26 protein-coding genes are annotated in these 25515 nt (G+C 64.8%); 5 read left to right on the forward strand and 21 right to left on the reverse strand.

Annotated features, from left to right (window positions below; all coding sequences use genetic code 11):
- Positions 1–173 precede the first annotated feature (173 nt).
- From G6N42_RS15320 to G6N42_RS15355, 8 genes are all read right to left on the reverse strand, one after another.
- Entirely contained in the window at positions 174–1370 is a 1197-nt protein-coding gene (locus G6N42_RS15320; protein ID WP_163730349.1) for a cytochrome P450, read from the reverse strand.
- Between the two features lie 373 nt (positions 1371–1743).
- Positions 1744–2586: a hypothetical protein gene (locus tag G6N42_RS15325; protein WP_163730350.1), complete on the reverse strand. Its 843-nt coding sequence runs from the start codon at positions 2584–2586 to the stop codon at positions 1744–1746.
- Complete coding sequence (locus G6N42_RS15330; RefSeq protein WP_163730351.1) at positions 2583–3560, reverse strand: LLM class flavin-dependent oxidoreductase; 978 nt, start codon at positions 3558–3560, stop codon at positions 2583–2585. Before G6N42_RS15330 ends, G6N42_RS15325 begins: the two co-directional genes overlap by 4 nt.
- Positions 3557–4591 (reverse strand): Rieske 2Fe-2S domain-containing protein, encoded by a 1035-nt coding sequence (locus tag G6N42_RS15335; protein WP_232076150.1) that lies wholly within the window; start codon positions 4589–4591, stop codon positions 3557–3559. Before G6N42_RS15335 ends, G6N42_RS15330 begins: the two co-directional genes overlap by 4 nt.
- On the reverse strand, positions 4582–5262 hold the full coding sequence (locus tag G6N42_RS15340; RefSeq protein ID WP_163730352.1) for a hypothetical protein: 681 nt from the start codon (positions 5260–5262) through the stop codon (positions 4582–4584). Before G6N42_RS15340 ends, G6N42_RS15335 begins: the two co-directional genes overlap by 10 nt.
- Positions 5253–5501 carry a hypothetical protein gene (locus tag G6N42_RS15345; RefSeq protein ID WP_163730353.1) on the reverse strand — a complete coding sequence of 83 codons (249 nt, stop codon included), beginning with the start codon at positions 5499–5501 and terminating at the stop codon, positions 5253–5255. Before G6N42_RS15345 ends, G6N42_RS15340 begins: the two co-directional genes overlap by 10 nt.
- Before the next feature lie 120 nt (positions 5502–5621).
- A complete protein-coding gene (locus G6N42_RS15350) occupies positions 5622–6221 on the reverse strand; it encodes a TetR/AcrR family transcriptional regulator (protein WP_163730354.1) in 600 nt (199 codons plus the stop codon).
- A gap of 65 nt (positions 6222–6286) precedes the next feature.
- Complete coding sequence (locus tag G6N42_RS15355) at positions 6287–6757, reverse strand: MarR family winged helix-turn-helix transcriptional regulator (RefSeq protein ID WP_232076151.1); 471 nt, start codon at positions 6755–6757, stop codon at positions 6287–6289.
- A gap of 56 nt (positions 6758–6813) precedes the next feature.
- On the opposite strand from G6N42_RS15355, the gene G6N42_RS15360 reads away from it, so the two are divergent.
- Together G6N42_RS15360 and G6N42_RS15365 are read left to right on the forward strand one after the other, a co-directional pair.
- Positions 6814–7734 carry a spirocyclase AveC family protein gene (locus G6N42_RS15360; protein WP_163730355.1) on the forward strand — a complete coding sequence of 307 codons (921 nt, stop codon included), beginning with the start codon at positions 6814–6816 and terminating at the stop codon, positions 7732–7734.
- A gap of 21 nt (positions 7735–7755) precedes the next feature.
- Positions 7756–7938, forward strand: a complete 183-nt coding sequence (locus tag G6N42_RS15365) for a DUF7156 family protein (RefSeq protein ID WP_163724409.1) — start codon at positions 7756–7758, stop codon at positions 7936–7938.
- A 13-nt stretch (positions 7939–7951) separates the two neighbouring features.
- Here G6N42_RS15365 and G6N42_RS15370 read toward each other — a convergent pair whose 3' ends face one another.
- The 10 genes from G6N42_RS15370 to G6N42_RS15415 all read right to left on the reverse strand — a co-directional run bounded on the left by G6N42_RS15370 (position 7952) and on the right by G6N42_RS15415 (position 18684).
- The gene (locus G6N42_RS15370; RefSeq protein WP_163730356.1) at positions 7952–9394 is read right to left on the reverse strand and encodes an MCE family protein; all 1443 of its coding nucleotides are present in this window, start codon (positions 9392–9394) and stop codon (positions 7952–7954) included.
- Position 9395: 1 nt separating this feature from the next.
- A complete protein-coding gene (locus G6N42_RS15375) occupies positions 9396–10553 on the reverse strand; it encodes a virulence factor Mce family protein (protein WP_163730357.1) in 1158 nt (385 codons plus the stop codon).
- Positions 10550–11875, reverse strand: coding sequence for a virulence factor Mce family protein (locus G6N42_RS15380; RefSeq protein WP_163730358.1), 1326 nt, complete (start codon positions 11873–11875; stop codon positions 10550–10552). Before G6N42_RS15380 ends, G6N42_RS15375 begins: the two co-directional genes overlap by 4 nt.
- Positions 11872–13224 (reverse strand): MCE family protein, encoded by a 1353-nt coding sequence (locus tag G6N42_RS15385; RefSeq protein ID WP_163730359.1) that lies wholly within the window; start codon positions 13222–13224, stop codon positions 11872–11874. The genes G6N42_RS15380 and G6N42_RS15385 overlap by 4 nt, the downstream gene beginning before the upstream one ends.
- Positions 13221–14252, reverse strand: coding sequence for a virulence factor Mce family protein (locus G6N42_RS15390; RefSeq protein ID WP_163730360.1), 1032 nt, complete (start codon positions 14250–14252; stop codon positions 13221–13223). The genes G6N42_RS15385 and G6N42_RS15390 overlap by 4 nt, the downstream gene beginning before the upstream one ends.
- 34 nt (positions 14253–14286) lie before the next feature.
- A complete protein-coding gene (locus G6N42_RS15395) occupies positions 14287–15744 on the reverse strand; it encodes an MCE family protein (RefSeq protein ID WP_163730361.1) in 1458 nt (485 codons plus the stop codon).
- 4 nt (positions 15745–15748) lie between these two features.
- Positions 15749–16519: an ABC transporter permease gene (locus G6N42_RS15400; protein ID WP_410506664.1), complete on the reverse strand. Its 771-nt coding sequence runs from the start codon at positions 16517–16519 to the stop codon at positions 15749–15751.
- A 101-nt stretch (positions 16520–16620) separates the two neighbouring features.
- Complete coding sequence (locus G6N42_RS15405; RefSeq protein ID WP_163730362.1) at positions 16621–17388, reverse strand: MlaE family ABC transporter permease; 768 nt, start codon at positions 17386–17388, stop codon at positions 16621–16623.
- A 192-nt stretch (positions 17389–17580) separates the two neighbouring features.
- On the reverse strand, positions 17581–18051 hold the full coding sequence (locus G6N42_RS15410) for a VOC family protein (protein WP_163730363.1): 471 nt from the start codon (positions 18049–18051) through the stop codon (positions 17581–17583).
- Positions 18052–18081: 30 nt separating this feature from the next.
- A complete protein-coding gene (locus G6N42_RS15415) occupies positions 18082–18684 on the reverse strand; it encodes a TetR/AcrR family transcriptional regulator (protein ID WP_232076152.1) in 603 nt (200 codons plus the stop codon).
- 99 nt (positions 18685–18783) lie between these two features.
- Here G6N42_RS15415 and G6N42_RS15420 point away from each other — a divergent pair, with 99 nt between their 5' ends.
- The gene (locus G6N42_RS15420; RefSeq protein ID WP_163730365.1) at positions 18784–19656 is read left to right on the forward strand and encodes an alpha/beta fold hydrolase; all 873 of its coding nucleotides are present in this window, start codon (positions 18784–18786) and stop codon (positions 19654–19656) included.
- Positions 19653–22562, forward strand: a complete 2910-nt coding sequence (locus G6N42_RS15425; protein WP_163730366.1) for an aminotransferase — start codon at positions 19653–19655, stop codon at positions 22560–22562. The genes G6N42_RS15420 and G6N42_RS15425 overlap by 4 nt, the downstream gene beginning before the upstream one ends.
- On the opposite strand, the gene G6N42_RS15430 is transcribed toward G6N42_RS15425, so the two are convergent.
- Both G6N42_RS15430 and G6N42_RS15435 read right to left on the reverse strand, forming a co-directional pair.
- Complete coding sequence (locus G6N42_RS15430; RefSeq protein WP_163730367.1) at positions 22559–23416, reverse strand: type IV toxin-antitoxin system AbiEi family antitoxin; 858 nt, start codon at positions 23414–23416, stop codon at positions 22559–22561. The two genes, G6N42_RS15425 and G6N42_RS15430, sit on opposite strands and share 4 nt — an antisense overlap.
- Positions 23417–23534: 118 nt before the next feature.
- Entirely contained in the window at positions 23535–24533 is a 999-nt protein-coding gene (locus G6N42_RS15435) for a hypothetical protein (RefSeq protein ID WP_163730368.1), read from the reverse strand.
- A gap of 31 nt (positions 24534–24564) precedes the next feature.
- Here G6N42_RS15435 and G6N42_RS15440 point away from each other — a divergent pair, with 31 nt between their 5' ends.
- Complete coding sequence (locus G6N42_RS15440) at positions 24565–25341, forward strand: adenylate/guanylate cyclase domain-containing protein (protein ID WP_163737623.1); 777 nt, start codon at positions 24565–24567, stop codon at positions 25339–25341.
- Here the strand turns inward: G6N42_RS15440 and G6N42_RS30960 are convergent.
- Positions 25338–25502 carry a hypothetical protein gene (locus tag G6N42_RS30960; protein ID WP_174262089.1) on the reverse strand — a complete coding sequence of 55 codons (165 nt, stop codon included), beginning with the start codon at positions 25500–25502 and terminating at the stop codon, positions 25338–25340. The genes G6N42_RS15440 and G6N42_RS30960 overlap by 4 nt on opposite strands.
- Positions 25503–25515: the final 13 nt, after the last annotated feature.

The following is a 25515-nucleotide window of genomic DNA, read 5'->3' on the forward strand; positions in this document are numbered from 1 at the left end:
CACCGGAATGCTCAGCGCGGCGGCCTCTGCGCTGATGTAACCAGGCGACAGCATCGCCACCACGCACGGCGGAATCGTCTTGCTGCCGAAGGCAGAAGCGTTGTCACGCAACGGATATCCGCCTGATGTGTCGGCCGCGACGATGTCTACCTTTTGAATCGCCAGGTCATCGGCTAGCTGGGCGTGAACTTAATCGGCAGGCTGGTGGCCATTCGGACCGAGACGTTGTCGTAGACCAAGTCCTCCACCGCTGGGATGGTGTAATCCGGTATACGAGTGAGAATCTCGTCCAAGGCGATCCTCAGCTCCATGCGTGCAAGGTGAGACCCGAGGCAGCGATGCGTTCCGCTGGCGAACACGATATGGCTCTGGCGGCCGCGGTCGAAGTTCACTGTCAGGGGGTCGTCGTAGTGGGTCGGGTCGACGTTCGCTGCTGCCCAGAAGGCATGAATGGGCTCTCCGGCTTTGATAACCAGGCCGTCGCCCAAATCGATGTCTTCGGTGGGGTGCCGCTGCCCCGACGGCACCGGAGATTCGTAGCGCATTATCTCCTCGATGGCTGCGGGGAGAAGCGATCGATCCGCGATCAGGCGGTCCCGCGCCTCGGGGTGTTGGCCCAGCCATGCGAAGATGCACGACAACGACGACGTCACCGTGTCAAGACCGGCGAACATCAGCAGGAACATGATGTTCAACAGGTCCAACTCGGCGATGGGCTTGCCGTCAACCTCCGACCGCAAGAGCACGGCGATCACGTCTTCCTTCTGGTCGGTCTCCTCGCGGCGCTTGGCCAGAAAATCGACGAAGTACGCAAGTAGCTTGCCGCCCGCCTCTGCCATATTGGCTTCGATTTCTTCGACCGTGTCACCTTGGGGGTGGATCACGCCATCCTTGAAAGCGATGAAGAAGTCGAGGTCCTCGATCGGCGCCCCGACGAGACGCAGGAACGTGAGTGACGGCAAGGGAACACAGAATTCGTCGTGCAGTTCCGCTTCGCCGCGCGATGCGAATTGGTCGATGAGCTCTCCCGCGAGCTGCCGGATCTGCGCTTCCAGAGGGAACATCTGCTTGGGGCCGAAGATCGGGTCGAGTAGCTTGCGCCATTTCTTGTGGTCGTCGCCGTCTATCTCGAGCGGGATCAGGGGGTTGTCGTTTCCGAAGCTGCCGCCCTGACCGCCATTACCGAGTATGGCGGGGTGACGGTTGATCTTGATGATGTCGTCGTGGCGGTAGAGATTCCAAACCCCGTTCGACTTCTCGGCGCGGACCTTGCCTGCCTTCTCGCTGTAAAGCGCCTGCGGGCTCGCCATCGACTTGACCTGCTGGGTCAGCGGCGCGAGCCGCGGATCGAACTTCGTAGCTTGGGTCATCAGTCCTCGTTCTCTTGGGCCGTTGTGAAGCGGGGTCTGCACCTCTGACCTTACACTGTAACGTGACCTGAAGCACACGTGAAGGGCCGGGGGTTCCAGTGGCAACGAGCAGGCTGCACGGAAAGGTCGCCCTGGTCACCGGTGGTGGTCAGGAATCGGCAAGGGTTTCGCAAGGGCACTGGCCGATAACGGCGCCCTGGCCGTCGATGAGCGCGACGTCGGCGCCTGGGTAGACCTGTTCGTGCCCGAGGTCAGAGCGGGTCGGGACGCTATTGGACGAGATACGCTGCACGACAACATCACTCCGATGTTGCGCTTATCTACCGCTCGATCCACCAGATCGTCGGCCACCGGTCGACCACGAGAATCCCGGTCAGTTGACCCGGCTAATCCTCAACGTTGTGGCGGCGACCGTCCGGTCGTCACGGCCGTGGTCACGGAGCTCCACGCGGCAGCCGGCCGCGTCTCCACTGACACCGACCGACACCGGCACCGCGACAAACGGGCCTACCCGACCCGGGGCCATGATCGTCGTGGCGATCTGGTCGACACAGAGCGCGTCGGTACCAAGTGCCTCGGCACCCGCTTCCAGCGCCGCCGCCTCGGTGACGACCAGCATCGGTCCGTGATGAAGGCGATCAGCCCCGATTTCTGGTTTAAGGCCCGAGATCTCGAGCAGACCGTCGGCACGCCGGTTCCCGCTGTAGGCTTGCCACAGCGGCGGGATGTCGGATGATTCGTCGACGCCGTCCCCCGGTTTGGGATAGGCGAAGCCGTCCGGCGTCGGGCAGATGACCGACCAGTTCGCCGAGCCCAGACCGACGAGCTTCGCCGGGTCTGCCGCGTCAAAGAACGACGCTTCGGTGAAGATCTGCGACCGGGCCTCGGTGGCGACGCGCCCCGCCACGAGCACATCGTCAACGCCCCTGCCGTGGTCGATGACGGTGATGTTGACCTGGGTGAGCGCGAGGATGTTGACCGGATCGACGTTGACGCCCGCAGCATCGAGCATCGCTATCGCCAACGGTGCCGTCAGCATCGCATCGGCGGGCGTGCGAAGGTCGCGCCGGATGTGCAGCAGGTTCTCGGCATGCGTGCGGTCAGTCGGGTACGGCGCTGACGCGAGGTACCGATAACTCATCAAAACGTCTTTGCTGCTTGCCCATTCGCCGAATGGATCGGCCGCCTCGCGGCGAGTGGTGCTGAGTTCGGTCATCGGTCCTCCTCGGCGAGCAGTGGCGCCAGCCGCGTACAGATCGTCTCGATGTTGCGCGTCACCATGTCTTCGCTCATTCCTCCGACGGATGCCCACAGGAACACGGTGTCCACCGGAGCGCCTGCAGTGCTCGCGCGAATGTGCTCGGCCACATACTCCGGCGTGCCGTAGGTGAACGACCCGAGCGGGCCATTGCTGTCGGCGTTGACCACGCGGTCGAGGTCGACGGGGATGGGCGGCGGACGGCCGGTGCCCTCGACCATGTGGCGACGATAGGAGTTCAGTTGATGGGCAAGGTGTTCCGATACCGTCGGCCAGTCGCGTTCGGGATCGTCGGTGGCCCACGCCTGGACCCCGCCTGCCATCACACCCATCTCACGCGGGCGGCCCGCCTCGGCGAGTCCGTCACTGTATGGGGCCCACAGGCCGGCATCCGCCGACAAGAGTCGCTCACCCAGGAGTCCGGCGCGTCGGGCGCCCTGCGGACCCTGATAGCCCATCCAGATTGGTAGGCACTCCTGCACCGTGCCGGGCCGGATGCCGTCATTGCCCCACAGCTGGCGAAGCCGCCGCACAGTGCCATCGGTCTTTGCATACAGCGCGTTCATCGATGCGTCAAACAGCTCGAATTCCGGGACCCGGTATCCGGTGCCGAGCCCCAGGTCGAGGCGACCGTCGGAGATCAGGTCGACTGCTGCGCTCTGCTCGGCGATCTCCGCCGGATGGTGCAGCGGTGCGATGACAATCGCCGTTCCGAGCCGAATGCGCTGCGTGCGCGCGGCGACGGCGGCCGCGAATGTCAATGGTGTGCAGAGATAGTCGTCTTCGAATAGATGGTGTTCGGAGAACCATGCCGAGCTCGCGCCCAGACGTTCGGCTTCCTCACAGGCTTCGAGTGTGAACCCGTAAAGGCGCGATGGATTCTGCCGCCATTGCGGCGGGTTTCGCAGATCGAAATAGACGCCGACCTTCACGGTCGCCTCTCCATGCGGCTGGCTGTTGCCGATTGCAGGCCAAGGGCACCCGGTAAACCGGGGTAGAAGCGTCGGGCCCAGAGTCTCAGGTCGGTGAAGGCGCGCCCCTCGGCGGTAGCCAGGGCGGGTGGATCCTCGAAGCGCTGATGACTCCAAATCAAGATGTCGTTAGGCAGTTGTGCGGTGGCGGCATCGATCCGTGACGTCAGCGCGCCGGGAGCGTCATCGCCGGGCAGCCTCTCCAACCACACCGTCTGGAACATCTCACTGCTGCCGACGTCAACCGGTGTGGTGGACAACAGAATCAGCGTGTTCGATGACCCCGACAGCGACGTGTAGCTCAGGCCGACACCCGCGGCGAGAATGGACAGGGTGTCGCCGTTGTGACTGTCGGGGTCCATCTCCCGCCACCGCGACCCGAACCCGATCTGGCTGAACCATCGCGAGTCGTCCTCCCACCGTCGCAGAAAGACCGGATGATGCTTGGTGCCGTGCACGTAGCGAAAATGGATAGGATCGGCGGCGTTTTCGAGCACCACCTGCGGATGCAGCGGAAGAGCGCCGTATCGGACAAGCCCGCTGGGCGCGGCCGGGTGGTAGTCCAGCACAGCGGTGTGGGCCGCGGTGTCGGTGAAGATGTTCGGCGGCTCCCAGCTCGGCTCACGACCGTCATGGTCGTGCCAGAGATAAACCACACCGAATTGCTCACGCACGGGCCACACCCGGATCCGTCGGGAGCCGTTGGGACGGTCTGGCTGATACGGGATAAAGGTATTGCGGCCGTGCTGGTTCCAGTGCCATCCGTGAAACGGGCACACTACACAGTCGCCTTGCACACTGCCGCCGTAGCCGAGGTGGCCGCCGAGATGCCTGCAGTGAGCGTCGAGGATGTGCAGCGCCCCGTCGTCATCCCGATAGGCGACCAGTTCCTGACCGAAATATCGAAGCGGCCGCACCGTGCCCACCGTCACGTCATCGGACCACGCGACCTGGAACCAACCGGTGGGCAGCCAGTGCGGCGTCAACGACACCAACGGCTCTTGTCCACGGTGTAAAGGTATGGCAGCACGAAGACCGGCGACAGATAGAAGAGATTGAACAGCCACCAGCCCAGACCGAATTCGGATGTGGCTATGCGCTCTTCAAAATCCATGCTCATCGCCATCGTGTAACCGACCCAGAGGAACAGGTACAACCATGCCGAGATTTTCATGAAATGCAGTCCCCAGGTTCGCATCTGCATGAATGCCCAGGCGCTGACGACTCGCATCGGCATCAGAATGAAGACGGCGAGGTACTGCCACATCTTCTCCGCGGTATTGGGGATTCCACCGAGCGCGCCGCTGTTGTAGTCGAGATAGAAGGCCCCGTCGAAGAAGCGACCGTACCCCGTGATGAACGTTTCGCCGAGCACCGTGTTGTGGGCGAAGGTGTCAAATGACCACGGGGAGAAGTTGATCAGCCCGTCGACCATGCAGAAAGTCGCGATGACCGTCGCTGCCCAGGGTCGCACGTTGGTGCCGGCCTTGACCGACTTGTACAGCTTCCACAGTGCGATGCCCAACACGATCGGCCCGATGGGCCCCAGAATCATGGTGCCTGACAAGATGCAGCCGGCGAGCAACCAGCTATCGGCAGGCTCGATCCAGCGCGCGGGCTTGGCGCCACCCTCGGTATCGGTTGGGTATTCTTTCAGGACCATCCGAACCTCACCAGAATCGCAGGGAACATCGCCATGCATTCGACGAGGAGACCGACGAGGAGCATGAAGCAGATGACTGTCAGGATCTTATGCAGCCGAGGGGTTTTCGTCAGTGTCGACTCCGCGGCGGGGGGACTTGATTCGGCGGGCACCAACCTGCTCCCGAGGAACCACCACACTGCGATGATCAGGAGGTCGGCCGCCACCATGCCGGCCAGTATCAGGGCATCTTGCAACATGGCTTTCCTATCCGTAGTGCGCTAGTTGTAAGGCTTGGACAGTCACGATCGTGATGATCCAGGCGGCCGCCAGGATGAAGAACAGCGCAACGGCTGCCCCTTTGGATTTCAGAAACTTGTTCATGAACCGCCTCCACTTGCTTCTTGCTCGACTTCCGGTAAAACATCGTGTGACATATGGCGTTTGAGCCCCGCCAGCAGAATGTCCAGCGACTCGGCGAAGGTGTCGATATCGGCCTGCTTACGGGTGGGGCCCTGCATCGCCACCCGCGATCCCAACCACAGCCACGTGACCGCGCGATAGACGCGGTGGGCCTCGTCTAGCGTCAGCCCCTCCTTCTGAAGCGCGGCCATACCTTGCCTGCGAAGTTCGTTGGCGATCGGCGAGGCCGGCGAGTGCGCAATGACCACTTGATCCAGTCCCGGGTACCGATCCATCAGCGCCTGGATTCCGAGCACCTGCGCGCGTAACGCCAGCCATCCGTCGCCGGCGTCGGGCACCATCGGTGGCGCCTGCCCCAGGATCTTCTCGACGACGAGCGCCACCAACTCGTCCCGGCCGGCGACGTGCTTGTACAGCGCTCCGACGGAGACCTGCAGCTCGTCACTGACAGAACGCATCGTCAGATCAGATATGCGTTTTCGCGCAAGCTTCAAGGCGGCAGCGACGATCGCGTCTTCGTCAAGGGGGTCTTTGCGCACCTTGGGTCTGCCAGCCATACGGTGTATAGTAAACACCGTTCGCCATGGCTGGCAAGAGCCCTACAAGCTACCGATAGCCCGGATCACGACGCTGGCCCGAGTTCGAGGTGGTGACAGATATCGGCGAGCGTCGAGCGCAGCGCCGCGAGACGTTTGGCTCCGACAATCGCCTCGATCTCGGCATCCAGCTGTTCGGCGATCGCCGACGCGTCGGCCAGCAGTGCCCTGCCCTGGTCGGTGTAGCGGACGATCTTGGCTCTCCCGTCGGCCGGGTCCGGCACCCGCTCGACATAGCCGAGGTCCTCGAGTTCGGTGACCAGCTGGCCTACCGCGTTCTTGCTGACGTCCTGGGCCTTCGCGATGTCCGAGATTCGGCTGCCCTCCCAGTCGAGGAACACCATTAAACGTGCATGCGCCGGGCGTAACTCCTTGTGACCCAGTGCGTGTGCTCGATTGTTGCTGGCGCGCACCATCCACTCACCGAACTCGATGGCGTGTCGTTGCAACGACTCGGCCTGGAATTCGCGTATGCGACGACCGTCGACGGTTGACAATCCGCCTCCTTTTAGTGAAGCTGACTTCACTATATCCTGCCAACGAAGAGGCACCCATGGTTTTAGCAGCGGAGGGACTCATACCGCCCGTCACCGCCGCCCCGGCAGGCGTGTGGGTCTTCAACTGGGTCGTCCCGATCGCAGGGAGCATCTTCATCGTGCTGGCCATCGCCGACGTCGTCCGTCGCCGTCGACTCACCTGGGGCTTTCTGTTCTTGTTCAACAGCATCGCCGTGTACTGGATGGAGACAATCGGCGACTGGGGCCAGATGCTTTTCTACAGTCCCGCATTCGCCGAACACCATCTGTTGGACTGGTTGCCGCTGAAGACACCCAATGATCCGCTCTTCATGCCGTTCGCGTACGCGGTGTACTGGGGGGTGCACGCGTTGCTGGTGTTGTGGCTCAGCCAATGGGTGTCATCGCGCACAGGGTGGAGCATGCTCAAGTCGCTTCTCGTGCTTGCGATCCCGGTCAATTACATTTGGGATTTCGTGGTCGAGGGCACCGCGACCGCGATGGGGTGGTGGACCTATGACCCGGGAATCGGACCGGTGCTCGAGTGGGGCAGCGGCGGTCGGATCACCCTGCTGTGGACCATCGGCATCATGTGCATCTGGCCGAACCTGATTGCCTATTGGGCGGGCAAGCCACCCATCCGCGGTCTCAACCACCTCGAACGGTTCTGCAGGCTGGACCGCTTCACGGTGCCGAAGAAGCCCGGTTCGCAGGGCGCAACCACCGCAACCGCGGGTTCAGGTCACCTCGCCGTGGCCACCAAACCGGTGATCTTCACCAAGCAGCAGGAGTTCGACGCCCATCTCGACTACGGCGTCACCATCCCGCGGTGGCGGTTCGAGCTGATGCGCCTGGGTGCCTGGTTCATCGGTTTCCAGGTGAGCTTCTTCTTCCTGCTGGTGCTGCCGCTCGTGGTATTGCGTGCGGTGACCGGCGCCGACAGTCCGTACGTTCCGTGAGCTATACAGAAAGTGATCCAAGTGAGCGCGCATCCCCGACAACGCGTCAACATGAAAGACCTTCCCGCGGAGTTCTTTCTGCCCCCGCCGACCAACGCCGGACTATGGCGGGAGACGGCAATGCTGGTCGGCGGCAGCGTCGCGTTCATCGTCGCCCTTGGCGTCATCGTCGCACTGACGCAGGGCATCGTCGTCCGGCTGTGACGAAGCGGCGTCGTCAGTTCCCCGGCGGCACCAGCATGGACTGCCACGTCTGCTCGGCGGCGCCGTCGGCAAGGTTGGACTGCTCGTAGATCTTCCCGTCCGGTCCGACGTATGTGCCTGTCGCAGGGTCGTATTCGGCCGCTGCGATCGGCGGCGGCGCCGGAGCCGGCGGAGGAGCTACTTCTCCGGGAGGCAGCTGGGGAATCGGCTGACCGGACAGGGTGGCGTTGGGGTCGCCCTTCCAGTTGTAGCCGTCGTTGAGCGGCACGTACGTCTCTCCGCTTTCGCACATCTTCACCGTGGGTGCGCGTTTGCCCGGCACCGTCACACACGGGAGATTGCGCGCACCGCGCACGTTGAACGGCGCGTCCTGCGGGATGCGGCAGTACACGTCGCCGGCGGGCCGGTCCGGATAGTCCTGCAGGGCGGGGACCCGCTGCTGCTGGGTCGGCAGGAATCCGGTCGTGCACGGTGGCGGCAGGTTCAGGTTGAGGTTCAGCGTCAAGTAGTCGCCCATGTAGTCCTGTTTGGTGTTCGCCTTGGCCACACCGATCGCCTGCGTCGTCGCGGTGCCCTGCGGGAACAACACCAACAGCTGTTCGAGGCTGGGCTGATAGGCGACGGCGACCTCGCCGATGTTCACCAGGTTGGCCAACACGATCGGCAGCGTCGGCTGCAATCTGTCGAATAGCGCCCGCACCTCTTCGGCTGCGCCGGGCCCCTTTTCGAGAATGCCCGCCACGGCGGCGTCCTGTGACTGCAACTGGTCGGTGACCGACGCGAGATTGGCCGCCCACGCCTGAATCTCGCCACCGGTGTCGGTCTGGGAATCGAGGATCGGTTGCGACTGATCGATCAGGGTCGTCAACGGGTCGAGGTTCTCGCGAGCGTCGATGGCCAGGTTGGTGCCGCCGTCGACCAATCGGGACAGCTCGGGTCCGAGGCCGCCTAACGCGGTGTACGCCTCATCGACTGCCGTGCGCAGGTTGTCGCGCGGAATCGCGGCAAGACCGCGGTTGGTGGCATCCAGGACCGTGTTCACGTCGATGGGGACCCGCGCGCGATCCTGCGGGATGACATCGCCGTCCCGGAGTATCGGGCCGTCGCCGCTGCGCGGAATCAACTGAACGTACAACTCACCCACCGCGGACACGCTGTGTACCTCGGCCTCGAGGTCGGCGGGGATCGGCACGTCGGAATCAAGCGAAAGATCCGCCGCGACACCGTTGTCGGTGAGTTTGACACTCTTCACGATGCCGACCTGAGTTCCGCGGTAGGTGACGTTCCCGCGCGGATACAGCCCACCGGCTTCCGGCAGCTCCAGGGTGACGCGATACTCCCCGATGCCCATGAGCGCGGGCAGGCGCATGTACGAGATCACCATGATGCCCAGCGCCACCACGGCCAGCACGCTGAAGATCATCAGCTGGATGACGATCTGTCGAGTCAGTCGCATGTCACGGCCCCTGATCCCAGCGATACGCCTCGAGCAACGGGTTGCCGCCAGGGGGCGGAACGTGGTGGTTGCACGGGCTGGGCATCTGGCCGACGGTGCGGCCCCAGAACAACTCCAACCACGTCAGGTTGCATTCGAATCGTGTTCCGGTGAAGAGACCTTGGTCGATGCGGCTGAGCGTCATGTCCACGATCAATGACAGGTTCGCGTAGTCGCCTCGGATCCAGTTGGTCAACGTCTCTTTCGGGAACGGGAACGTCGGCAGGAAGCTCAGTGCCCGCGTCAGAGCCGGGCCCGCATTGGCAAGCTGTTCGAGCGTCGGCCCGAGGTCCCTCAGCTCCTGGACGAGCGCTTCCTTGGTCTGGTCGACCGAATCGGCGGCCAACGCGCTGAACCTGCCCAGCTGCACGAGCGCCTCGGAAAGATTGTTCCGCTGATCCTTCAACACCTCGAGCGCATCGGGGATCGTGCGTAATGCCCTGTCCACCACCGGCTTCTGCTCGGCGAACTGGCCGACCAGATTGTTGATGCTCTCGTTGGCGGCGATGATGTCGCCCTTTTGGTCGTTCACGTATCCGATGAAGATGTCGAGCTGCTCGATGAGACTGCGCAGGTCGGCTTCGCGGCCCGTCCACGCGGTGCTGAACGCCTCGGTGATGTCCTGAACATGCCCGATCCCACCACCATTGAGCAGCAGGGAAACCGACGCCAGCGTCTGCTCGGTGCTCGGGTAATTGCTCGCCGACTTCAGCGGAATCAGCGAACCTTCGTGCAGCCTGCCCTCCGGCGCCACATCGGTCGGGGGCGCGAGTTCGATGTGCAGCGAACCCAACAGGCTGGTCTGCCCCAGCTTGGCCGTGGCGTTGGCGGGCAGCTGGACATTCTCGTTGAGCTCCATCGTGACCAGGGCGTTCCAACCCTGCCGCTCGATCTTGGTCACGTTGCCGACCGTCACGTCTGCAACGCGGACCCGGGAATTCGGCTCGATGTTGTCGACGTCGGGCATCTGCGCCTGAATGGTGAACGCGCCGGGCCCGCGGCCCTGCACCCCCGGCAGCGGAATCGAGTTCAGTCCCTGCCAGTCACCGCAGCCGGAAACAACCGCGGCGACTGCCAGCAGTGCTGCGCTGGTGCGCAATCGAATTCGTCGCGTCGTCATCGCGGCCCCGTTCCATGCGGCACCATCATTCCCTGCAGACCGTCGGTTGGGTTCGTGGCCACGACGGCCTCGGCAGGAAGCGGGGGTCCCGGCGGTGGGGGCGGCGCAGAGCCGTCCGGCGCCGGCGATGGCGCAGCGACCGGCGGCTGCGGCGGAATGTAATTGGGCCGCATCCACTCCTCGCTGTAGGTGATCTCGTTCGGCCGCGCCTGCGCACCGACGAAGAGGTTCTGGCCGATCGGCGGGAAGTTGTACTGACGGTTCTTGATGATCGGCGCCAGGTACTGCACGCACAGCTTCGCCGACTGCTCGGCATTCAGCCGCGACGCCGCCTGCACCGCACCGCACAGGAAGCTGATCGGGTTGGCGAAGTTGTTGACCGCCAGGATCGCGCTGGCGCCACCTTGCGCCGGTTGATAGACGTTGACGTAGTTCTGGAATGAGTTGGGCGCCACATGCAGGAACTGTTTGACGTCGTCGAGGCTGTCGTTCAGCGCCTGTGTCACACCGGCGAGCTTGTCCGATGTGGTGCCCAGGGATTCGCGGTTGTCCGCGACGAACGTCTGGACGTCACCGATGACGGCGTTGAAATCCCGCACCGCGTCGGCGACCTCATTGGGATTGTCGGCAAGCAGGCCGGTGACCGACGCCAGGTTTTGGTTCAGTTGACGCATCAGGTTCGTACTGTCCTGCAGAGCCGACACCAGGATCGACAGGTTCTTGATGGTCGAGAATATGTCGGTGCTCTTGTCGCCGAGAGCCGAAAAGGCTTGCGACAGCTTGATCACCGTGTCGCGGATGTTCGCACCCTGGCCACGCAGGTTGTCGGCGGCGGTGTTGATCACCGCGCCGAGCGGGCTCACCCCACCGGGCTCGGTGGGCTGCAACTCCTGGGCCAGTCGTTCGAGCTGAGAACGCAGCGTGTCCCATTCGACCGGCACCACCGTGCGCTCACGCGGAATCACCGTGTTGTCGGCCATCGTGGCACCGCCCGTGTACACCGGCGTCAGCTGGATCGCACGCGAGGTCACCAGCGTCGGCGACAGGACCGCGGCGTTGGCGTCCGCGGGCACCTTGTACTTGCTGTCGTACCAGAACGAGATCTTGACGCGGTCGGGCTCCGGCTCGATCTTGCTGATCGAGCCGACGTTCACACCGAGTATCCGCACGTCGTCACCCACGTAGATGCCGTTGCTGTTGTCGAAGTAGGCAACTACGTTCGTGCGGTTGATGGTGTCGCTGGTGCGCAGCAGGACGACCACACCGGCGACCAGCAGCACGACCAGCCCCACGGCCACCCAGCTCTTGCGAATGCGATTCATCGGCCGGCCACCGGATCCGAGTAGACCTCACCCGGCGCGGGAACCATCACCGGGCTTGGCGTCGGGACGGGGATGGACCCCAGTCCCGGCGGCGCAGCCGCGGGCGGTCCGGGCGGCGGGCCGCCGGGCGGTCCAGGCGGCAGCGGCTCGCGGTACGGGTAGCAGCCGGTCGGGCCGGGCAGCGGTATACCGGGCGGACCACACCCTTGATCCCCCGGATTGCCCGTGATGGCATCGGGCAGCTGAAGATTCGGCTCGCCGCCCTGGCCGGTACGTGGGTACGGCACCGGCATCGCCGGGACTGCGGGTGTGCCGATCTGCGGGTCGGTGCGCTCGGATGGCAACAGCACGTTGGGATCCAGACCGAGGTCGGAGAACGCCACGTCGATGAAAGGCTGCAGGAACTGGCCGGGAAGCAGGTTGGCGATGTAGTTCTTGAAGAACGGCCCCGACGAGACCGACTCCCCCAGCGACATCGCATAGCCGGTCAGCAGTTTCAGCCCCTTCTGCAGCCGCTCCTTGCGGTTGTCGAGGACCGTCAGCACGCCGTTGAGCTTGTCGATCGCGGGCCTCATCGTGTCGCGGTTCTCGGAGATGAAACCCTCCAACTGCTGGCTCAGCGCCGAGATGCTGCCCGAGATCTGGTCGATGGCGGCGCTCTGGTTCTGCAGCTCCGCCAGCAGCGCGTTGGTGTCGGCGATCAGGCTGACAACCTGGTCGCTGCGCTCGGCCAGCACCGCCGTCGACTTGTTGGCATTGGTGAGCAGTTCCCGCAACTCGGCGTCGCGCTGGTTGAGGGTCTCGGAGAATCGGGCAACGCCCTCGACGGCGACCCGGAGCTCGGGCGGGGTCTCGGAGAACGTATCCGCAACCACCCGCAGGGAATCGGAAAGCTGCGTGGTGTCCAGACCGCTGATGGTCGTCGCGAGCTCACCCAGCGCGTCGGGCAGCTGGTACGGCGATGTCGTGCGGTCACGCGGAATCGTGCCCTCCTGGCGGCCGTCGCCGCGCGACGTGACCTCGAGGATTTTCGCGCCCAGCAGGCCCTTGGTCTTGATCGCGGCCTCGGTGCGGTCCCCGAGCGCGATGTCGTCGTCGATGGTGAACTTGACCAGCACCTGCGGCCCGTCCAGATCGATCGACCGGACCTGGCCCACCTGGAAGCCCGAAACCTGGACGCCCGCACCGGTTGTCAGGCCGCCGGCCTCGTCGAAGTATGCCGAGTACTCCTTGGTCTGGTTGATGAACGGGATCTTGTCGTATTGGAGCGCGACGAGCACGATCCCGGCGGTCAGGCCGAGGCCGATGGCACCCATGACGAGCGGACTACGTTCGGAGAACGGCTTCATCGCGGCGCGCACCTCCCCGTCGGCTGTCCGGCGATCTTCACGTAGACCGGCTGGCCACCCTTGCCGTTGAGCTTGAGGATGATGTCGCACAGGTAGAACGAGAAGAAGTCACCGTAGATGCCCTGCCGGCTCAACGCCTGATAGGCGTCGGGGAGGGTGTTGATCAGGTTGTCGAAGTAGTCGATATCGGCCACCACAATGCCTGCCGCCCGGTCGGTTTCCTGGATGGTCTTCGCGAACGGCGGACGCGCCTGCGACAGCAGATCCGCGACACTGCCTGCTGCGGCATTCGCGTACGCGACACCGTTGGCGATATCGGTCCTGCGCTCCGCGAGTCCCTGCACCAGCTCCGACAGCGAGTCGACCGCCTTTGCGAACTGGTCACTTTGGCCGCCGAGCGATCCGAGCACGGTGTTCAGGTTGACGATGACCTCACCGATCAACTGATCGCGGTCGGCCAGTGTGTTGGTCAGCGCCGCGGTTTGCGACAGGAATGAGCCGATTGTCGCGCCCTGGCCCTCGAACGCCTGAATCAGCTGTCCGGACAAGGCGTTCACCTGGTCGGGGTCCAACGCCGAGAACAGCGGCCGGAAGCCACCGATCAGCGCATCGAGATCCAGTGCGGGCGATGTCCGGGCCAGCGGAATCGTTTCCCCCGGCCTGACTTTCGTGGTGCCACCCGCACCCTCCACCAGCGACAGGTAACGGCCGCCGATCAGGTCGTCGTACCGGATCACCGCCCGGTTGCCGTCAGTGAGCACGACCGAGTCGTCGGCGGTGAACTCGACGAGTGCGGTCGTATCCCCTTGGATGGAGATGTTCTCGACCTTGCCGACCTCCACGCCCGCGATGCGGACGAAGTCGTTCTTCTCCAGGCCGGTCACGTTCAGGAACTCGGCCTTGTATGTGTTGGCCTTTTCTCCGAAGCGCATCTGCCCGAATACCGCGTACAGCGCGAACACGCCGAGCAGACACACCGCAAGGAAGACGCCGAGACGCACGGCTGCGCTTTTCCAGTTGGCGGTCATTGCGGCATTCCTTTCCGGTCGAAGTGTCGGGCGGTCACGGTCCTGGTGCCGCGAAGTGCGGCAGCGGAACCGGTGGCAACGGTGTCGGTTGTTGGAAGGCGGGCGCCTGCACCACGAAGGGCTCAGACCCCGGCCGCGGACCCGGATCCTTCGGCGCTCCCGGTGGCGGGGCCGGCGGCAGGCCCGGCCACAGCGGCGTTCCGTCCGGCGCGTACAGCGGCGCACCGTACGCGGGGGCGCCCGGATACGGGACCGGACCGATCGCGGGGCCGCCGAACAGGTTTCGGATGCTCGGCGGCTCGGGCACCGCACGAGTGGTCGGCAGGTAGTTGACGTAGCCGGGGAAGCCGATGCCGGGGTTGGGTCGCCAGTCGACTCCGGTTCCGAAGCCGGTGTTCGTCACGAGCTGGCGGACGGGCCAGTTCTCCTTGACGTCGGGCAGCGACCCGCAACCCGGCTTGCCCCCGGGACCGCCCTTGGCGCCGACGATCGGCAGGTGCCGCGGGAAGCTGTACGGGTCATCCCCGAGGGCCAGACCGGCGTCGAGGACGATCGATCGCCCATTGCCGCCCGGCGCTTCGTACCCGCCGTGGTCCAGTAGATGCTTGGCACCCAACAGCAAGCAGGTGTAGGAGGGGTTGTACTTGTACAGCAGGTTGGTCGTCGGCTCGAGCACGTTGATGGCCTTGATCAGATTCGCCTGACTCGGCGCGAGCAGCGCGATACCGCTGTTGGAGAGCCCGATTGTGCTGAGCAGCAATGCATCCAAGGCGTCCGCATTCCTGGTGACGGTCTCGCTGGTGGTGCTGGCTGCGTTGAGCGTCGCGAGAATGTCTTGTGCCGCAACGCTATAGGTGTCGCTGAAGTTCTTGATCGACTGCCAGTCGGCGCGGATGGTCTCGCTGCGCGGGTTCAGTGCGAGAAGGACCTGATTGGCGTCGGTGGTCGCCTCCCCGATCCGCTCGCCCTTGCCGCGGACACCTTCGGCGAGCGCCGACAGCACGCTGTTGAGCTTGGCCGGGTCGATCTGGTCGAGCACGCCGACGACGTTCTCGAACACCGTGTTGACCTCGACGCTGACGTTGCGCGACACCAGCACCTGGCCGGCCCTCAGCCGTTCCGAGCTGGGATCGCTCGGATAGACGAGATCCACGAACTTGGCGCCGAACACCGTGGTGGCGCGGATCTGCGCCTCGACGTTGGCCGGAATGTACTGGAGTTGATCCGGGTAGATCTCGAGCTTGAGCTTGACCGGTTCGCTGCCGCCCTCGATTGCGGCGACCCGCCCGACCTGAACACCGCGCAGCTTGACCTTGGCGTCGGTTTCCATCACCAGACCGGACCGCTCGGACGTCAGCGTGACCGGCACGAACTTCTCCAGCGAACCCGTGAACAACGCCGCCGTCAACCAGATGGCGCCAATCACCAGCAGCACCAAGAACAGCGTCCACCAAGCCGGGTGCAACCCCTCGTCGTCCCTCGCGTCAGCCATCGCGTCATCCAGCCAGATTGAAGTTGCCGGTTTGCCCGTACACCGCGAGCGAGATCATCATCACCACGAAAGCCGCGACGATCAGCGAGGTGCGCACCGCACGTCCCACAGCCTCCCCCACGCCCGCCGGTCCGCCGCTTGCCGAGAAGCCGTAATAGGTATGAATCAACATGATCACCACGGCCATCGCGATGCTCTGAACGAACGACCACACCAGGTCCGTCGGATTCAGGAATGTGCGGAAGTAGTGGTCGTACACACCGGTCGACTGGCCGTAGATCACGGTGGTGCCGAATCGTGCGGCCCAGAACGAGGCGAGCACGCCGACGCAGTACAGCGGGATCACGACCACGAGGCCCGCAATAACGCGGGTGGACGCGAGGTACGCGATGCTGCGGATTCCCATCACCTCGAGCGCGTCGATCTCCTCGTTGATCCGCATGGCGCCCAGTTGCGCCGTGGCGCCGGCGCCGATGGTGGCCGCCAGTGCGATCGCCGTGGTCGCCGGTGCGATGAGGCGGACATTGAAGAACGCCGACGCGAACCCCGTCAACGCCTCGACGCCGATCTCGGAGAAGTCGGTATAGCCCTGCACCGCCACCAGGGCGCCGGTGGTCACCGTGAGAAAGCCGACGATCGCGACCGTTCCGCCGATCACCACCAGAGCGCCTGTGCCCAGGCCCATCTGAGCGATGATGCGCATCAGCTCGATCCGGTAGTTGGTGAACACGTACGGGATGCTGCGCAGCGTCTTGCCGTAGAACTTCGTCTGCATGCCGACGTGATTCCACGCTCCGGCATAACCGTCGAGCCGCTTCGCCAAGCGAGGGAACCGCCGGTCGATCGGCCGGCGGGTCCGTTCCACAGGTGCGCTGCTCACATCGTCACCCGCACTGCCACCGCGGTCGCGACGACGTTGATCGCGAACAGCGCCATGAAAGTGAAGACAACGGTCTCGTTGACCGCGTTGCCGACGCCCGCCGGGCCGCCGCCCACGGATATGCCTTTGTAGCAGGCGATCAGACCGGCCGAGAGCCCGAACAAGGCCGCCTTGATCAGCGCGATGGTGACGTCGAGCGCGCCGATGATCAGCGTCAGGCCCGCAGCGAACGCACCGGGTGACACGTTCTGGATGTAGATGCAGAAGAAGTAGGCGCCCGCGAGGCCGACGAGGATCACCGTCGCGGACAGTGCCAGCGACACCAGGGTCGCGGCCAGCACGCGCGGTACCACGAGCGCCTGGATCGGATCGACGCCCATCACCCGCAGCGCGTCGAGTTCCTCACGAATGGTCCTGGCACCGAGGTCGGCGCACATGGCCGTGGCGCCCGCGCCCGCGACAACCAGCACCGTCACGATCGGACCGATCTGCCGCACCGTGCCGAGCGCGGCACCGGTTCCCGAGAAGTCGGCCGCACCGAACTCCCTGAGCAGAATGTTGAAGGTGAACGTCAGCAGCACGGTGTAGGGGATCGTCAACATCAAGGTCGGCACGATCGACACCCGCGCGACGAACCAGGCTTGGGTGATGAATTCGCGCCATGCGAACGGCGGCCTGACCATCGCGACGAACGTGTCGAGCGCCATCCCGTAGAAACCGCCGACTGCGCGGACCGGCTTGACGAGGACGTCGGAAGCGACCACGTGCTACTTCCTTCCGCCTGAACCGATCCCCTGCCCCCACAAGTGCTGTGAATCTGGGCAGCGCGATGGGACGCGGGTGACCGTAGCATCACGGATTTGAATCACGCCATCTGGACCGTGACACTGACGTCGCACCCCGCCGAAAGCCATACGAAAGGCTACTTCCGAGATGCTATTTAGATGCAGTAACCGTCAAATACGGACTGCTTCCTCCAATTCGGCGATGACGATCTTGCGCATTCCGAGCATCGCTTTGTTTGCCGCAGCGGCGCGTGCGGGGTCCGGGTCGGCAAGCAGCTCATAGAGCCGGTCGGGCACAACCTGCCAGCTCAGGCCGAATCGATCCTTGAGCCAGCCGCACTGCGACTCCTCGCCCCCGTCGAGCAACCGCTCCCAGTAATAGTCGACCTCCGCCTGGTCCTTGCAGCGGATTTCGAAGGACACCGCCTCGGAAAACGGGAACTGCGGACCGCCATTGATGCCGATGAAACGTTGCCCGTCCAGCGAGAATGTGCCCCACGCGACCTCACCGGGCGTACCCGGGCCGGCGTCGGTGTAGTGCTCGAACCCCTCGATCGAGGAGTTGGGGAAGATTGCGGTATAGAACGCCGCGGCTTCCTCGAGATTGTTGTCGAACCACAGGCTTGGCGTAATGGAAGGCATGTCAGAACCGACTTCCGGCGCAATCAAAACTCATCGCGGGGTGGCGCCCAGGGCACGTAACGCGAAGTCCAGGACCCGGTTCTGCGCCCGCTGCACACCTTCCCTGTCCTCGTAGTGCTGGCTGAGCATCACCCTGCTGACCACTGCGCTGATGGCGATCGCGTCCTGCTCGGGATTCGTGAGCGGGAAGGTCCCGTCGTCGCGGCCGCGGCGCAGGATCCCGACCAGCGAGCGCTCGCGGTCAGCGTGGGCTTGCTCGCGCGTCTCGCGGTATCCCTTCGCGGCGCGCACTTCGTCGGAATCGATTACCGAGAAGTGCATTCGGGTCTGGTCGTCGTGAATCAATCCGAACATGCCGGATATCCAGGCCCTGACCTGATCCGCCGGGCCGCCGGGGACTTCGGCACAGATGCGGTCCAGGCGCTCAGCCAACAAGTCGGTCTCCTGGCGCAGCATCGCCAGGAACAATTCGTCCTTGGATTCGAAGTGGCGGTAGAACGCCCGCGTCGACACACCCGCGCGCTGCAGGATCGCCGCGATCGGGATCGCGCCGGAATGGGGCTCTGACAGGCAGGTATATGCAGCATCGATGATGCAACCACGGTCATCACCCTCGGCGGTTTCTGGCTGCACGTCGCAAATCATAGGAAGGCCGTTCGCCAGCCGGGCCGAAGTTACACGCAAATTCTGCCTCGGTAACGTGAGGCTCCGGATCGGCGGAGAGGAAGTCGGTTGGATGCCACACGCAGTGAGCCGCAAACGGTGAAGTTCCGGGTAGCCGGCGTCGACGCCGACATCACCCTGGTCGCCGACGAGTGGAACCGCGGGGCACCGTCCGCGCAGGATCGGCCGACGGTGCTGTTGCTCCACGGCGGCGGCCAGAACCGCTTCTCGTGGAAGGGCACCGGGCAGATCCTGGCCGACCACGGGCTGCACGTCGTCGCTCTGGACAGTCGTGGACACGGCGATAGCGACCGCGCACCTGATGCCAATTACACGATCGATGCGCTGTGTAACGACACCCTGGCCGTCATCGACCAGATCGGCCGTCCGGTCATCCTGATCGGCGCAAGCATGGGCGGAATGACCGGAATGCTGGTCGCACACGCCGCCGGACCGCAGCGGGTGACCAAACTCGTACTCGTCGACGTGGTGCCGCGCTACGAGAAGGACGGCAGCGCGCGCATTCGCGAGTTCATGTCGAGCGGCATCGAGGGCTTCGAGTCGCTCGACGCGGCGGCCGACGCGGTCGCCGCATATCTCCCCTACCGGACGAAGCCGCGCAGCCCCGAGGGTTTGAAGAAGAATCTGCGTTTGCGTGACGGGCGGTGGTACTGGCACTGGGATCCGGCGTTCCTCACCGCACCGATGGACGACCCGTTCGTCCGGGTGGAGAAGCTCGAGCGCGCGGTTGTGGAGTCGACGATCCCGATCCTGCTCATCCGGGGCAAGCTTTCCGACGTGGTCAGTTCCGAAGGTGTCAAAGACTTTCTGGAGAAGGTACCCCGCGCCGAGTTCGTCGAATTGTCGGACGCCGGGCACACCGCAGCCGGAGACGACAACGATGCCTTCTCCGAAGTCGTTGTTCAGTTCGTCTGCAAGTGACCGGAGATCGCCGCACCGTCGGCTTCAATTTCCTCGAAGAGCCGGGGTTGCCCGCGCCGCAGGTGAGCGAGGAGCAGGCCGAGCAGATCCTGCGTGAGCACTACGGACTGTCGGCCAGCGCCGAATCCCTTGGCAGCCAGCAAGACCGGAACTTCACCGTCATTTCTGAAGACGGGACGATCGCCGGTGTGCTGAAGGTCGCCAACCCCGCCTTCAACGCCACCGAGCTGCAGGCTCAGGACCTCGCGGCCGATCTGATCGCCTCGAGCGAACCCGGTTTACGCGTCGCGGTCCCACTGCCGAACATCGCCGGCGAGAAGTGTACGACCATCATGGGTTTGGTCGACGGACCTGCCTACGTCCGGCTGCTGCAGTACCTTCCCGGCGGCACCCTGCTGCAGTCGGGCTACCTGTCGCCGACAGCGGTCGCCGGCCTCGGCGAGGTGGCGGGCCGGGTGAGCCGTGCGCTCGCCGGTTTCACCCATCCCGGCCTGGACCGAATCCTGCAATGGGATCTACGGCACGGCGCCGACGTTGTCGCCGAACTGATTTCGCACGTATCGGACACCGGACACCGGACCGCACTCGAGACGGCGGCGCGGCAGGCGTGGTCGCGCATCGCGCCACTGGCCGATGACCTGCCGCGGCAGGCGGTCCATCTGGATCTCACCGATGCCAACATGGTGGTGTCGGGCGCCCACGCCGACGGAGTCATCGACTTCGGCGACCTGACCGACAGCTGGGCGGTCGCCGAGCTCGCGATAACGGCGTCGTGTGTGCTGGGGCATGCGGGCAGCGATCCGACGTCGGTGCTGCCGGCGATCCGCGCGTTCAACGACATTCGCCCACTCACCGCAATCGAAGCGGACGCGCTGTGGCCCTTGTTGGTGTTGCGCACCGCTGTGTTGATCGTCAGCGGTGCACAGCAGGCGGCGCTCGACCCCGACAACGACTACGTGACCGAGCAGTCCGACGGCGAATGGCGCATGTTCGAGCAGGCCGTCTCGGTGCCGATGGACGTCATGACCGAGATCGTCAAAGCCGACCTCGGGTTGAGCCGGACACCTGTGGCGATCGAGGTGACGACGCCGCTCGTCGACGCCGCGGCGGTGACACTCGACCTGTCCACGACGGCTGACAGCTACGACGACGGCGGCTGGCTCACAGCAGATCTCGAGGATTCGCAGGCGCGCGCCGCCGTTCGGGACGGCGCCGACCTGGTGGTGACCGTTTATGGTCAGCCAAGGCTGAACCGGGCGCCGAAGTTGAGCCAGGACAGCCCGGCCGTCGTACCAACCGGCGTCAGTATGTGGCCGGCATCGGACATCGCGCTGCGCGCCCCGTGGGATGGTGTCGTCGCCGACGCGTCCGCCGATGGCATCACCTTTCAGGGCTCCGGTTACGAGCTGATGCTCGCCGGGGTGCGTCCGGTGGGGTCGGGCAGCCTGCGCGCCGGCGAAACCCTGGCGGAGGCGTCGGCGCAACGCTGGGTGCAGGTATCGGTGCGGCCGACAGGTGCACCTGCGGCGCCGCAGTTCACGACCGCAGAGCTGGCGCCGGGATGGCTTGCGCTGACCCGGGATCCACGTCCCCTGCTCGGGCTGGGCCCGACGGAGGTGGCGGCGGCGCCGGATCTGCTGACGCGTCGGGAGGCCAGTTTCGCGCAGGTGCAGGAGCACTACTACCGCACGCCCCCGCAGATCGAGCGCGGATGGCGCAACTACCTGCTGTCGACCCGGGGCCGCTGCTATCTCGACATGGTCAACAACGTGACCGTGCTCGGCCACGCACACCCCCGCGTCGCCGCCACCGCCGCCCGTCAGCTGCGGAAGCTGAACACGAACTCACGGTTCAACTACGAGGCGGTGGTCGAGTTCAGTGAGCGGCTGGCCGCGACTCTGCCCGACCCGCTGGACACGGTCTTCCTGGTCAACTCCGGTTCGGAAGCAAGTGATCTGGCGATCAGGCTGGCGACGGCGGCGACCGGCCGCCGCGATGTGGTCGCGGTCAGGGAGGCCTACCACGGCTGGACGTACGGCACCGACGCGGTGTCGACCTCGATCGCCGACAACCCGAACGCGCTCGCGACCCGGCCGGAGTGGGTGCACACGGTCGAATCGCCCAACAGCTTCCGTGGCAAGTATCGCGGGGCCGACGCGGTGCGGTACACCGATGAGGCGGTGCGACAGATCAACGAACTGATCGCCGCCGGCCGCGCGCCCGCAGGGTTCATCTGCGAAAGCGTGTACGGCAATGCGGGCGGAATGGCGCTGCCTGACGGCTATCTGCAACAGGTGTATGCGGCCGTGCGGGCGGGCGGTGGGCTCGCGATCTCCGACGAGGTGCAGGTCGGATATGGCCGTCTCGGCGAATGGTTTTGGGGTTTTCAGCAGCAGGGGGCCGTGCCCGACATCGTGTCGATCGCCAAGTCGACGGGCAACGGCTACCCGCTCGGGGCGGTGATCACCAGTCGCGAAGTCGCGGACAGGTTCGCGTCGCAGGGCTACTTCTTCTCGTCGACCGGCGGTAGCCCCCTGTCGTGCGCGATTGGCATCACGGTGCTCGACGTACTGGAGGAAGAGGCGCTGCAGCAGAACGCCTCTCACGTCGGCGCGCATCTCAAGGCCGGGCTGCAGGCGCTGCAGCAGCGGCATCCCATCATCGGCACCGTGCACGGGATCGGGCTGTACCTCGGCGTCGAGATGGTCCGCGATGCGCATACCCTCGAGCCCGCGACCGAAGAGACCGCCGCGATCTGCGACCGCATGCTCGAACTCGGCGTGATCATCCAGCCGACGGGCGATCATCTGAACATCCTGAAGACCAAGCCGCCGTTGTGCATTGACATCGAGGGCGCCGACTTCTACGTCGACACACTGGACCGGGTGCTGACCGAAGGCTTCTAGCCGGTAGTTCTGCACTCTCCGCGCGCTCGAGCGGCAGCGATACGACGGATGACACCAGCCTCGGTGTCCCGTGCCGTCACTCGGATGTCGATCCAGCCCGATTCGCCGATGTCTTCGAAACGCCTGATGTCGTGGTCGATCTGACTGCGGCTATTCCAGTGGTGCTTACCTTCGTAGTCGGCACCTACCCTGATGTCCTCCCAGCCCAAGTCCAAAATCGCCACCAGCACGCCGTACTCGTTGTACACCGGTACCTGGGTCTGGGGTCTGGGAAACCCCGCCCGGATGAGCAGCAATCTCAGCCACGTTTCGCGTGGCGATTCGGCTCCCGCGTCAACGAGATCCAATGCGACACGCGCATTCTTGATCCCGTGCCGACCGCGATACCGATCGATGAGCAGTTCGACGTCGGCTACCTTCAGTTTCGTCGCGCGGGCAAGCGCATCGATCTTGGCGACCGCGGACTCCACGTCGTAGCGGCAGGCAATGTCCAACGCGGTGCGTGCAGGCGTCGTCACCATCATGCCGTTCAGCAGTTGGATCTCGTCATCGTCGAAGCGGTCGGCCCAAGTGCGGATACCGCGTGGAGGGCGTCGATTGTCGTAAATCAACTGAGCAGGACCGCGACAGTCGATCCACTTCGCCCCGTGCAGCGCAGCTGCTGACTGTCCCGCGATCACTGCCTTACGCCGAGACCACAGCCACGCCGCTTTGGCGCGGGTGACGGCCGTGACTTCTGCACCCTTCGCGATGTAGACGTCGGGATGCATCGCAGCGAACCGGCTTCGTAGGGCGTAAGGCGTCAACCGTCCTCCTGCGATCGCCTCGCTGCCGATGAATGGCCACTCCCCCATGGCGTGAGTGTGCCGACTCACCCCGACAAGCCCCGCGCGTGTGAAACCACTGCGAGAAATCGGCCGAAGAATCGCAGTGGCTTCACATCCGCGGGATGACGGTGACGAAGGCATTCACCTAAGCCAGCAATGGCACCGCGTCATGACGGGTGTCGGTGAGGATCTCGAACATGGCACGCTGGGAGGCGACGAGTTCCGCACGTGAAAATGCCCTGCCCGCCACCTGGATTCGACACGTCGCGATGGCCGAGTTGTAGCAGTACTTCTGCCCGCCGTCGGTGTCGGTGTACGTCAGCCCGATGACGTCTTCGGGCTCGGCGACGATCTCCCCCTCGATCATGTGATCCCCGATCCGGCCACCGAAGGTCCACGCGAACGGTCGATAACGCGCGTGCGTCTGCAAACTGCTCAGGATCGATCGGACCGCGAACTCCTCACCCTCGTGCCGGAATACGAACAGCGTGGCGGCCGGCGTCAGGAACCGGCCGATCGCCGCTCGCGCCGTCACGATCTCCAGGGTTGAGTCCGGCGCATTGTCGAACCCGCACACCTGGCCGAAGGCATACGCCGGCGTGTGTTTGGTCCCCCAATTGTGGTTCACGCTTCCAGTCCAGTCGTCGACGACGACGCGGGCGTCGTCGAGCTCGAGTGCTCCGTTGAACCGCGCAAGCGGATGTCGCACCGTGGTCTTCGCCGTCGGGATCCGCGCCCGGTACGCACGCTCGGTGAGGAGCTTGACCGGTGCGTCCAGTCCGGGGGTGATCCGGAGATCCCAGCGCGCCGATCGACCGCCGGCTGAGCCGGCAATCAGACTTGGGCCGCCGGTCACGACGCCCTGCGCGGACCGATCATCGAGGGTCGCGGCGCCGATCCGCGCGGTCCAATCGTCGTACTCGTAGGAGGCCGCGTCGATGGCGTAGGGCTCCTTGAGCGCGCGGTTACCCGACCCGCCGGGGTCGAACACCATCACCCAGACGTCCGCGACGGGATCACCCGCCGTCGGCATCAGTAGCGTCTCGCGCAACCACAGCGCCTGCGGCCGGTCAGGGTGGTTCGCGCGGATATAGCGACTCTCGTAATAGGGGGCTTGCGCCGACATCCCAGACTTCCCAGACATCACGGCTTCAGCATCCAATACTTGAGCTGTGATGGGTGCACAGATCGCGGCCTACGTGCTCGGTGCGATCGCCATGGCAGAGGCCGTCGCGCTCGTCGTGCTCTACGTACAGCGCAACCGCGACCGCGAGGAACTCGAAGCGCTGCGCAGCCGCGTCGACACCAGGAACATGCTGCTCACCGGTGGTCGCGAGGCCGTCAAGACGGTGTGGCAGACGGCCAACATCCTGCGTAAGGACGGATTCGGCGCCGCGGTGCGGTCCTCGATCGAAGACCTCGCCGACTGGGCCGAGGTCGAACGTCCAGACCTGGCTCGACTGGCGCCCAGCGGTCGCGTCGCGATCCTGTTCTCCGACATCGAAGAGTCGACGGCACTCAACGAACGCATCGGGGATCGCGCGTGGGTCAGGTTGATCGGCAGACACGACAAAATGGTGCGCAGGCACGTCACGAAGCATTCGGGCCACGTGGTGAAGAGCCAGGGCGACGGTTTCATGGTCGCGTTCGCCCAGCCGGATCAGGCGGTGCGATGCAGCCTCGATATCCAGCGCTCGCTTCGCAGAGAGTCCGAGAACATTCGGGTGCGAATCGGAATTCATGTGGGCAAGTCCGTGCGGCGCGGCGACGACCTGTTCGGGCGCAACGTCGCGATGGCCGCCCGCGTGGCCGGCGAGGCCGAAGGCGGTGAGGTGCTGGTCAGCAAGGAGGTACGCGACTCGCTCAACGACGAGTTCGCGTTCGACGGTGGCCGCGACGCGAACCTCAAGGGGTTCAGCGGGACGTTCCGCCTCTACGCCGTGGCGGCCTAGCTTCCGGTCCTCTCGGCTTCGGCCACGCGCTGGTGCAATCGATCGCGAATGTCCTCGGGTGTGTACGCATTGCGCCGCCGCTGATCGCGCGCCACCAGCGCCCCGCCCGCCACGACACCGGCGACCCCGGCCAGTCCGACCCACTTCCAAATGCCACGCATACCGAGAGTCTGC

This window comes from Mycobacterium gallinarum (genome assembly GCF_010726765.1).
GTDB classification, from domain to species: Bacteria; Actinomycetota; Actinomycetes; order Mycobacteriales; family Mycobacteriaceae; genus Mycobacterium; species Mycobacterium gallinarum.